12 protein-coding genes and 1 pseudogene are annotated in these 9,201 nt (G+C 57.3%); 3 read left to right on the top strand and 10 right to left on the bottom strand.

Features of this window, described 5'->3' with window-relative positions; all coding sequences use genetic code 11:
• Positions 1-462 (bottom strand): annotated as a pseudogene (locus B5G09_RS09405) (DNA/RNA non-specific endonuclease); the annotation flags it as partial.
• A gap of 47 nt (positions 463-509) precedes the next feature.
• On the opposite strand from B5G09_RS09405, the gene lysS reads away from it, so the two are divergent.
• The 3 genes from lysS to B5G09_RS09390 all read left to right on the top strand — a co-directional run bounded on the left by lysS (position 510) and on the right by B5G09_RS09390 (position 3,807).
• Positions 510-2,234: a lysine--tRNA ligase gene (lysS, locus tag B5G09_RS09400; protein WP_087404964.1), complete on the top strand. Its 1,725-nt coding sequence runs from the start codon at positions 510-512 to the stop codon at positions 2,232-2,234.
• A 64-nt stretch (positions 2,235-2,298) separates the two neighbouring features.
• Positions 2,299-3,057, top strand: coding sequence for a triose-phosphate isomerase (tpiA, locus tag B5G09_RS09395; RefSeq protein WP_087311275.1), 759 nt, complete (start codon positions 2,299-2,301; stop codon positions 3,055-3,057).
• 282 nt (positions 3,058-3,339) lie between these two features.
• Complete coding sequence (locus tag B5G09_RS09390) at positions 3,340-3,807, top strand: MaoC family dehydratase (protein WP_087404963.1); 468 nt, start codon at positions 3,340-3,342, stop codon at positions 3,805-3,807.
• A 170-nt stretch (positions 3,808-3,977) separates the two neighbouring features.
• Here the strand turns inward: B5G09_RS09390 and B5G09_RS09385 are convergent, their stop codons facing one another.
• From B5G09_RS09385 to map, 9 genes are all read right to left on the bottom strand, one after another.
• The gene (locus tag B5G09_RS09385; RefSeq protein WP_087404962.1) at positions 3,978-4,418 is read right to left on the bottom strand and encodes a PepSY-like domain-containing protein; all 441 of its coding nucleotides are present in this window, start codon (positions 4,416-4,418) and stop codon (positions 3,978-3,980) included.
• A gap of 530 nt (positions 4,419-4,948) precedes the next feature.
• Positions 4,949-5,539: a 50S ribosomal protein L17 gene (gene rplQ / locus B5G09_RS09380; RefSeq protein WP_087404961.1), complete on the bottom strand. Its 591-nt coding sequence runs from the start codon at positions 5,537-5,539 to the stop codon at positions 4,949-4,951.
• Positions 5,540-5,543: 4 nt separating this feature from the next.
• Entirely contained in the window at positions 5,544-6,536 is a 993-nt protein-coding gene (locus B5G09_RS09375) for a DNA-directed RNA polymerase subunit alpha (RefSeq protein ID WP_087311271.1), read from the bottom strand.
• Between the two features lie 24 nt (positions 6,537-6,560).
• Positions 6,561-7,169 carry a 30S ribosomal protein S4 gene (rpsD, locus tag B5G09_RS09370; RefSeq protein ID WP_087311270.1) on the bottom strand — a complete coding sequence of 203 codons (609 nt, stop codon included), beginning with the start codon at positions 7,167-7,169 and terminating at the stop codon, positions 6,561-6,563.
• A 49-nt stretch (positions 7,170-7,218) separates the two neighbouring features.
• A complete protein-coding gene (rpsK, locus tag B5G09_RS09365) occupies positions 7,219-7,608 on the bottom strand; it encodes a 30S ribosomal protein S11 (RefSeq protein WP_022307380.1) in 390 nt (129 codons plus the stop codon).
• A gap of 13 nt (positions 7,609-7,621) precedes the next feature.
• Positions 7,622-8,002: a 30S ribosomal protein S13 gene (gene rpsM / locus B5G09_RS09360; RefSeq protein WP_087311269.1), complete on the bottom strand. Its 381-nt coding sequence runs from the start codon at positions 8,000-8,002 to the stop codon at positions 7,622-7,624.
• Between the two features lie 31 nt (positions 8,003-8,033).
• A complete protein-coding gene (ykgO, locus tag B5G09_RS09355) occupies positions 8,034-8,150 on the bottom strand; it encodes a type B 50S ribosomal protein L36 (RefSeq protein ID WP_010262443.1) in 117 nt (38 codons plus the stop codon).
• Between the two features lie 16 nt (positions 8,151-8,166).
• Positions 8,167-8,385 carry a translation initiation factor IF-1 gene (gene infA / locus B5G09_RS09350; RefSeq protein ID WP_009597667.1) on the bottom strand — a complete coding sequence of 73 codons (219 nt, stop codon included), beginning with the start codon at positions 8,383-8,385 and terminating at the stop codon, positions 8,167-8,169.
• A gap of 6 nt (positions 8,386-8,391) precedes the next feature.
• On the bottom strand, positions 8,392-9,168 hold the full coding sequence (gene map, locus B5G09_RS09345; RefSeq protein ID WP_087311268.1) for a type I methionyl aminopeptidase: 777 nt from the start codon (positions 9,166-9,168) through the stop codon (positions 8,392-8,394).
• Positions 9,169-9,201 lie beyond the last annotated feature (33 nt).

Here is a 9,201-nt window from a genome sequence, read left to right as displayed (position 1 = left end):
GAGGAGAGGGTCAGACCGGTCTGCGGCTCGATCCGGGAGACCGGAGCGGCAATCTCCCGCAACACGGTCCGGGCACTCGATACATCCCCACACCTCGCCGAACGTGCTGGCCGCGTCGTTGGGCTGCGGGGCGATGTTGGTCGGATAGAGGACCGGATCGGGAGACCAGGGATCGGGCGAGGTTCGTCCGTAGCCGCCCTCCCGATAGACGGGATGCAGGGGATAGGCCGCCCAAATGGGGTTGCGACGACACGTGTCGTAACAATAGGAGTAGTTGCGCACCACCTTGTCGGAGTTGACCGAACGGGTCCAATGGATAAAGAAGGCATAGTCGTCCGAGAGCGTTGCGGCATCGAGCGAGGGATCCGTCTTGTTGAAGGTGAACGACGCAGCCTTGACCGCCGCACAGGAGTCTGCCGGCACAGAATCATCCTGTCGGTTGCGATTTTGCGGGTTTTTCACTACTTTTGCACGGATATATTCCGCATCATCAAATACAAACGAAATATATGGCAATCGAACTCAGTGAACAGGAACAGCTTCGCCGGCAGTCGCTCCAGGCGCTGCGCGACCTGGGCATCGACCCCTACCCCGCCGCCCGTTACGAGGTGACGGCCACGGCGCGCGAGATCGCCGAGGGCTATGACGACGAAAAGAAAAACTTCCAGGATGTCCGCATCGCGGGCCGCATCATGTCGCGCCGCATCATGGGCAGCGCCTCGTTCTTCGAACTGCAGGACCATACGGGCCGCATCCAGGTCTACATCCGCCGCGACGACGTCTGCCCCGAAGGCGATCCGACGCTCTACAATACGGTCTTCAAGAAGCTGCTCGACATCGGCGACATCATCGGCGTCGAAGGCTTCGCCTTCCGCACCAATACGGGCGAACTGTCGGTTCACTGCAAACGCTTTACGGTGCTTTCGAAGTCGATCCGCCCGCTGCCCGTCGTCAAGGAGAAGGACGGCAAGACGTTCGACGCCTTCACCGACCCCGAGATCCGCTACCGCCAGCGCTACCTCGACCTGATCGTCAACCCGCAGGTCAAGGAGGTCTTCATCAAGCGCGCGAAGATCATCTCCACGATGCGTGAGTTCTTCGACTCGCAGGGCTACATCGAGGTCGAGACGCCGATCCTGCAGCCCATTCCGGGCGGCGCCGCGGCGCGTCCCTTCATCACGCACCACAATTCGCTCGATACCGACCTCTACCTGCGCATCGCCACGGAGCTCTACCTGAAGCGGCTGATCGTCGGAGGCTTCAACGGCGTCTACGAGGTGGGCAAGAACTTCCGCAACGAGGGAATGGACCGCACCCACAACCCCGAGTTCACCTGCATGGAGATCTACATCGCCTACAAGGACTACCGCTGGATGATGGAGTTCACCGAGCGGATGCTCGAACGCATCTCCACGGCCGTCAACGGTACGACGGAGCTGGAGATCGACGGACGGCAGATCTCCTTCAAGGCGCCGTTCCGCCGTGTGACGATGACCGACGCCATCCGCGAGAAGACCGGCTACGACATCACCGGCCAGTCGGAGGAGCAGCTGCGCGAAGCCTGCAAGCGACTCAACGTCGAGATCGACGACACGATGGGCAAGGGCAAGCTGATCGACGCCATCTTCGACCAGTACTGCGAGGGCGACCTCATCCAGCCGACCTTCGTCTGCGACTACCCGATCGAGATGTCGCCGCTGAGCAAGCGCCACCGCGACAACAAGGATCTCACCGAGCGGTTCGAACTCTTCGTCAACGGCAAGGAGCTCTGCAACGCCTACTCGGAGCTGAACGACCCGATCGACCAGCTGGAGCGCTTCCAGGAGCAGCTGCGCCTCTCGGAGAAGGGCGACGACGAGGCGATGTTCATCGACATGGACTTCGTCCGTGCCCTGGAGTACGGCATGCCGACCTGCTCGGGCATGGGCATGGGCATCGACCGTCTGGCGATGTTCATGACGGGCCAGAACTCGATCCAGGACGTGTTGTTCTTCCCGCAGATGCGCCCCGAAAAGAAGGCCGCGACGGATCCCGTCGAGGCCTATACGGCCATCGGCGTTCCCGAGGAGTGGGTGCCCGTCATCCAGAAGATGGGCTACCTGACCGTCGATTCACTGCGCAAGCTCGCCCCGGGCAAGTTCTTCAACGACCTGTGCGGTTTCAACAAGAAGAACAAACTCGGGCTGAAGGCCCCCTCGATGGAGGAGGTCAAGGCATGGTGCTCGGCCGAATAAACGGCTGCTACCGCCCCGCCAACGTGTGAACACATACAAGGACTTTTAACAAAACAATACCGTTATGAGAAAGAAAATCGTAGCCGGCAACTGGAAGATGAATACGCTTCCGGCCGAAGGAGTCGAACTGGCAAAAGGCGTCGTAGCAGGACGCGGCGAGGTATGCTCGTGCGTGAACTTCATCGTCTGCCCGCCCTTCACCCACCTCTCGATGGTGGCCGAGGCCCTCAAGGGTTCGGACATCGAACTCGGCGCCCAGAACTGCGCCGCCGAGGCAAAGGGGGCCTACACGGGTGAGGTCGCAGCCTCGATGATCGCCGCCCTGGGTTGCAAATACGTCATCCTCGGCCACTCGGAGCGCCGCCAGTACTACGGCGAGACCTCCGCAACGCTCAACAAGAAGATGGAGCAGGCCTATGCCAACGGACTGACCCCGATCTACTGCGTGGGTGAGAACCTCGAGGAGCGTGAGGCCGGCAAGCACTTCGACGTGGTGAAGGCCCAGATCGAGGAGGTTGTCTACAACCTCACGGAGGAGCAGTTCAAGAACCTCGTCATCGCCTACGAGCCCGTATGGGCCATCGGTACGGGCAAGACCGCCACGGCCGACCAGGCACAGGAAATCCACGCCTACATCCGCAAGGTGCTGGCCGAGAAGTTCGGTGCCGCAGCAGCCGAGTGCCCGATCCTCTACGGAGGCTCGTGCAAGCCGGCCAACGCCGCCGAAATCTTCGCCAAGGAGGATGTCGACGGAGGTCTGATCGGCGGTGCCGCCCTGAAGGCTGCCGACTTCCTGGCTATCGGCAAGGGATTCCAGAAATAGTCTCCCGACCGGGAGTGCGGGAAAGAGGGTGAGGCATTCATGCATCGGGGGCCCCGTGAAGGATGCGCCACACCAAGAAACCCGCCATCGAAAAGAGGGTGTCCGACCGTGGATCGGACACCCTCTTTGTTTCATTCCGGCAATCGTATCCCGCACTCGACAGACAAGGGCCGGACATCGACGGATTCGCGAAAAGAGTGTTCAAAAACGGCCTGACACGGAATCAAAACGGCGCACGATCAGAAAGTTTTTCTATCTTTGCAGAAAACAGCAATAACAACCATGAGCCGACTGATTATCCACGATTTCGATGATTTTGCCCGCTACACGGGCCAGGAGTTAGGCATCTCGGACTACCTGAAGATCACCCAGGAACAGATCAACCTCTTTGCCGACGCCACGCTGGACCACCAGTGGATCCACGTCGACCCCGAACGGGCCCGGGTAGAGAGCCCCTACAAGACAACCATTGCCCACGGTTATCTGACCCTTTCGCTGCTGCCCTACCTGTGGGAACAGATCGTCGAGGTGCAGAACGTGAAGTTGCTGGTCAACTACGGCATTGAGAAGCTGCGCTTCAACCAGGCGGTGACGGTCGGCAGCGAGATCCGGCTGCGCGCCACGCTGGTGTCGATCACCAATCTGCGCGGCATAGCCAAGGCCGAGATCAAGGTGGCACTCGAGATCCGCGACTGCCCGAAGACGGCCATGGATGCCACGGTTATCTTCCTCTACCACTTCAACAAGTAGCCGGAGGCGATAAAACCGGACAGAGAATCCCAACCCTTCCCCAGACTCTCAACTCCCGACCAACCAAAAACGGACTCTTCCCGTCGGGGAAGAGTCCGTTTTTATCTCCGCGAGAATCGTTCGGATGCGGGGAGCTCACCGTACACGCGATTCCCGGAGCGTTGTCCGAATCAGTCGTCGATGTCAATGACGCGGAAATTCCGGTCGAACTTGATCTCGAGTCCGTTCGTAAGCTCGATCTCCCACGTATAGGCATTGCGCTCGATCTTGCGGATCTCCTGATTCGGGAAGTTGCTCTTGGCCACGTAATCGGTGATCTGCTTCGGAACGATTGCGGCGGGAACGGCCGTATACTTGCGTTCTACCGAGGTCCATTCACCCTTGGTATCGAACTCTACCTCCGTACGGTCGGTGTAGGTCACCTCATACTCCGAACCGGCAAACTTGGGATCCTCCACGGCATAGGCCACCGTCAGGTCGGAGAAATAGCTCTTCAGGAAGTTCTGGGCTGCGGCGGGCAGTTTGTCAACGGTGATCGGGCGGTCGTTTCCGGCCAGCGTTACGGTGATTCCTGCAAGGAGAAGGGCTGCGGTCAAAAAAATCTTTTTCATGGTTTTAAAGTTTTTTAATTGAACATTCGTTTTTGATTACGATACAAAGGTCGGAAGGAATTCTGAACGGAATCTAAAATTTACCTTTCCAACACCTTTTTTTCTGCAAATATTTCTCCAAACCGCCCCCACATGGGGCTCAAACCCGCTTGCAGGGCGTCCAGATTCGTCCTGCATCAAGCCCCATCTTCCCGCTGGCCGGGGATCATCTCCTCCGGGCTGTCTCCCTCCCTGACGGGAATCAACACACAGTCAACATCAGGCGAACCAGCATCGAAATCCATCTCGGAACAGAGCCGGCATTCCCGTTCCCGATGAGGCAATCGGCGCGCTGTCGTTGCGGCAGACGCTACCCCGAACAAATAAAAAATTCCCGGAGAGAGGCCCGGTTGGACACCTCTTCGGGAATTTTGATCCGCAGTCTGGAACGGAATTCGAAGTGAGTTGCGGAGACCGCGGGGCAGACCCGCTTATTCTCTCCTTGTCTTCTGCTCTACCCCCCCCCCTCGAATTGCGCTCCCTGCGCGGGACTACATCTTCTTGCCGACGTTGGTCTTCTTGGCGGCCTTCGGAGCAGCCGTCTTGGCGGCGGCAGCCTTCGGGGCCTTCGGAGCCTTCGGGGCAGCGGCCTTCTTGGTCTCGCCCTCGACTACCGTAGCGTCTTCTACGGCATCGGTCTTCTTCGCAGCGCTCTTGCGCGAACGACGCGTCTTGGGTTTGGCCTCCGTGGCGGCAGCCGGCGTGATACCCAGCGTGTAAGCCTCGTTGAAGTCCACGAATTCGATAATGCACATCTCGGCGGCATCACCCAGACGGAAGCCCGTCTTCAGGATACGGGTGTAACCTCCCGGACGCTCGGCAACCTTCGGGGCGATCGTACGGAAGAGTTCCGTAACGGCCTCCTTCTGCTTCAGGTACGAGAAAACGATACGGCGCGAGTGGGTCGTGTCCTCCTTCGACTTGGTAACCAGAGGCTCTACGAACATCCGTACGGCCTTGGCCTTGGCAACGGTGGTTTCGATGCGCTTGTGCAGAATCAGCGACGATGCCATGTTCGACAGCAGGGCCTTGCGGTGACCTGCCTGGCGGCCGAGGTGGTTGTAATTCTTATTGTGTCTCATTTAATTAATCTTTGTCAAGTTTGTAGATTGATACGTCCATTCCGAACTTCAGGTTCAGGGAGGCCAACAGCTCGTCAAGCTCCGTAAGCGACTTCTTGCCGAAGTTGCGGAACTTGAGCAGGTCGTTGCGGTTGAGCTTCACCAGGTCGCCCACCGTATCGACGTCGGCTGCCTTCAGACAGTTCAGCGCGCGGACCGAAAGATCCTGGTCCGAAAGCTTCGTCTTCAGCAGCTGGCGCATGTGGAGCACATCCTCGTCGAACTCTTCCGTACCGTTCGTGTCTTCCATGTTGACGGTGATCTTCTCGTCGGAGAAGAGCATGAAGTGCTGGATGAGGATCTTGGCAGCCTCCTTGAGTGCCTCTTTGGGGTGAATCGACCCGTCGGTAGTAATTTCCAAATTCAGCTTCTCGTAGTCGGTCTTCTGCTCGACACGGTAGTTCTCGATCGAGTACTTCACGTTCTTGATCGGCGTGAAGATCGAGTCGATCGGGAGGGTTCCGAACTCGCAGTCGGCAGGCGTGTTCTCCTCGGCCGGAACATAGCCGCGGCCCTTGCCGATCGTGAGCGTCATCTGCATCTTCGTCCCCGGGGCCAGGTGACAGATCACCAGGTCGGGATTCAGAACCTTGAAGAACGACAGGTAATTCGAGATATATCCGGCAGTCAGCTCCGTCACACCCGCAACGTTAATGGACACTTTTTCGGCATCCTGATTATCGACTGTGCGGATAAAACGAACCTGCTTGAGATTGAGGATGATGTTCAACATATCCTCCATCACACCGGGGATAGCGGCAAACTCGTGATCGACACCGGCTACCTTGACAGTCGTGATCGCGTAGCCCTCGAGCGAGGAGAGCAGGATACGACGCAAAGCGTTACCGACAGTCATCCCGAATCCGGGCTCCAACGGTCGGAATTCGAACTTCCCGAACGACGAAGTGGACTCGAGCATAATAACCTTCTCAGGTTTCTGGAATGCTAATATTGCCATAATTGCGTGAATTTGTTTTGATTACTACTTCGAGTACAACTCGACGATAAGCTGCTCCTTGATGTTCTCGGGGATCTCCTCACGCTCGGGCTTCTGCAGGAACTTGCCGCTCATCGAGGCGTTGTCCCACTCCAGCCACGAGTAGCGGCTCCGCGACGAGCCGGCCAGAGATGCCGTGATTACTTCGAGGCTCTTCGACTTCTCGCGAACCGACACGATGTCTCCCGCACGCAGCGAGTAGGACGGAATGTTGACCACATTGCCGTTGACACAGATGTGACGGTGCGATACGAGCTGACGGGCAGCTGCACGCGTCGGGGCGATACCCAAGCGGTAAACCACGTTGTCCAGACGGCACTCGAGCAGCTTCAGCAGGTTCTCACCCGTGATACCGCCCATGCGGGCAGCCTGCTCGTACGTACGCGAGAACTGCTTCTCCAGCAGTCCGTAGGTGAACTTGGCCTTCTGCTTCTCACTCAACTGCGTGCCGTACTCCGACACCTTTTTGCGCTTGCGCGCCAGACCATGCTGTCCAGGGGGTACATTGCGCTTCTCGAGCACCTTGTCCGCACCATAGATAGCTTCGCCGAAACGACGGGCGATTTTCGATTTAGGTCCTATGTATTTTCCCATTGTTGTGACTATTTAAAGAATCGTGAATTGTTTTCTCCGTAACCGTACCTTATACACGACGACGGTTGGGAGCACGGCAGCCGTTGTGCGGCAGCGGAGTGACGTCGATGATCTCCATCACCTCGATACCGGCACCATGGATCGTACGTACGGCCGACTCACGGCCTGCACCCGGACCCTTGACGTAGACCTTCACCTTGCGCAGACCCATGTCGTAAGCGACCTTGGCGCAATCGGCGGCCGACGTCTGAGCGGCATACGGCGTATTCTTCTTCGAACCACGGAATCCCATCTTACCGGCCGACGACCAGCTGATGACATCACCCACCTCGTTGGTGATGGTGATGATTACGTTGTTGAAAGTGGAGTGTACGTAGGCGTTACCCACGGCACCAACCTTAACAACCTTCTTCTTGACTGTTCCAGTTTTCTTTGCCATAATTCTCTAAAGATTACTTCGTTGCCTTTTTCTTGTTTGCGACGGTCTTCTTGCGGCCCTTGCGGGTACGCGCGTTGTTCTTGGTCGACTGGCCGCGGACCGGAAGGCCCAGACGGTGACGGATGCCGCGATAGCAGCCGATATCCATCAGGCGCTTGATGTTCAACTGAACCATCGAGCGGCACTCGCCCTCGACCTTGATCCCCATCTCGGCGATCTGCGAACGGATGGCGCCGACCTGGTCGTCGGTCCAATCCTGTACTTTGACGTCGTAGCTGATGCCTGCGGCGTCGAGAATCTTGCGAGCCGTAGAACGACCGATACCGTAGATATAGGTCAGGCCGATCTCGCCTCTTTTGTTTTTCGGTAAATCTACACCGACAATACGTGCCATATTGAAATTTTGTCTTTTTTAACTGATTAAACTAACCCTGGCGCATTTTGAACTTGGGATTCTTCTTGCAAATGACGTACAGTTTGCCCTTACGCTTTACAATCTTGCAATCCTCGCTTCTCTTCTTGATGGATGCTTTAACTTTCATTTTTCAAGCGATCTAATTATTTGTACCGGAAGGAAATCCGCCCCTTTGTAAGGTCGTAGGGCGTCATCTCCACTTTAACTTTATCCCCGGGAAGGATCTTGATGTAGTGCATGCGCATCTTTCCGGAGATATGCGCGGTCAGCACATGACCGTTGTCCAGCTCGACGCGGAACATCGCGTTCGAAAGGGCTTCGATAATCGTGCCGTCGCGTTCGATAGCAGCTTGTTTTGCCATAGAGTTTCAGTTGTTAATTGCCTGTTCGATGATACGGAAGTCCGTCAGAACGTCGGGGCCCGACTTGCGGATCGCAACGGCAAACTCGTAGTGAGCCGCCGGTTTGCGGTCGCGCGTGCGGACCGTCCAGCCATCCCGTTCGAATACCACGGCCTTGTTGCCAAGCGTGATCATCGGTTCGATGCAGATGACCATTCCCTCTCGCAGAAGGGGGCCTCTGCCGCGTGCGCCGTAATTGGGGACGCCGGGGTCTTCGTGCATCTTGCGACCCAGTCCGTGTCCCTCCAGTTCGCGCACCACTCCGTAGCCGAAACTTTCGGAGTACTCCTGCACGGCCGCCGACACGTCGCCTACGCGGTTGCCGGCCTTGGCCTGTGCCGTACCTTTATAAAGAGCCTCTTTGGTGACCTCCATGAGCTGTCGTACATCCTCCGACACCTCGCCTACGGCGAACGTATACGCCGAATCACCAACAAACCCCTTCATAAACGTACCACAATCGATCGAAACGATGTCGCCCTCCTTAAGGACGCATTTCGAAGACGGGATACCGTGGACTACCTGCTCGTTGACCGAAATGCACAACGACGCCGGGTATCCTTCGTATCCGAGGAAAGCGGGGACTGCTCCGTGAGCCCGGATGAACTCTTCAGCGATCCGGTCCAACTCCAGGGTCGAGATCCCCGGACGGATGTGACGCCCCACTTCCGCCAGGGTTTTCGACACCAGAATATTGTTTTCGCGGAGCAATTCGATCTCCTCGTCTGTTTTCAAATGAATCATGGACTCTTATGCTTAAAACTCCTCGGAAAAACT

Source organism: Alistipes sp. An54, from assembly GCF_002159375.1.
GTDB classification, from domain to species: Bacteria; Bacteroidota; Bacteroidia; order Bacteroidales; family Rikenellaceae; genus Alistipes; species Alistipes megaguti.
Note: the sequence above shows the minus strand (reverse complement) of the source record. Positions and strands in the feature narration are given on the sequence as shown.

Excerpts from the sequence above, each read along its gene's own strand:
- rpsM (WP_087311269.1), bottom strand. The coding sequence starts at position 8,002 with ATGGCACGTATTGTCGGTGTAGATTTACCGAAAAACAAAAGAGGCGAG.
- B5G09_RS09385 (WP_087404962.1), bottom strand. The coding sequence starts at position 4,418 with ATGAAAAAGATTTTTTTGACCGCAGCCCTTCTCCTTGCAGGAATCACC.
- B5G09_RS09375 (WP_087311271.1), bottom strand. The coding sequence starts at position 6,536 with ATGGCAATATTAGCATTCCAGAAACCTGAGAAGGTTATTATGCTCGAG.
- rplQ (WP_087404961.1), bottom strand. The coding sequence starts at position 5,539 with ATGAGACACAATAAGAATTACAACCACCTCGGCCGCCAGGCAGGTCAC.
- infA (WP_009597667.1), bottom strand. The coding sequence starts at position 8,385 with ATGGCAAAACAAGCTGCTATCGAACGCGACGGCACGATTATCGAAGCC.
- map (WP_087311268.1), bottom strand. The coding sequence starts at position 9,168 with ATGATTCATTTGAAAACAGACGAGGAGATCGAATTGCTCCGCGAAAAC.
- B5G09_RS09390 (WP_087404963.1), top strand. The coding sequence starts at position 3,340 with ATGAGCCGACTGATTATCCACGATTTCGATGATTTTGCCCGCTACACG.
- rpsK (WP_022307380.1), bottom strand. The coding sequence starts at position 7,608 with ATGGCAAAGAAAACTGGAACAGTCAAGAAGAAGGTTGTTAAGGTTGGT.
- lysS (WP_087404964.1), top strand. The coding sequence starts at position 510 with ATGGCAATCGAACTCAGTGAACAGGAACAGCTTCGCCGGCAGTCGCTC.
- ykgO (WP_010262443.1), bottom strand. The coding sequence starts at position 8,150 with ATGAAAGTTAAAGCATCCATCAAGAAGAGAAGCGAGGATTGCAAGATT.
- tpiA (WP_087311275.1), top strand. The coding sequence starts at position 2,299 with ATGAGAAAGAAAATCGTAGCCGGCAACTGGAAGATGAATACGCTTCCG.
- rpsD (WP_087311270.1), bottom strand. The coding sequence starts at position 7,169 with ATGGGAAAATACATAGGACCTAAATCGAAAATCGCCCGTCGTTTCGGC.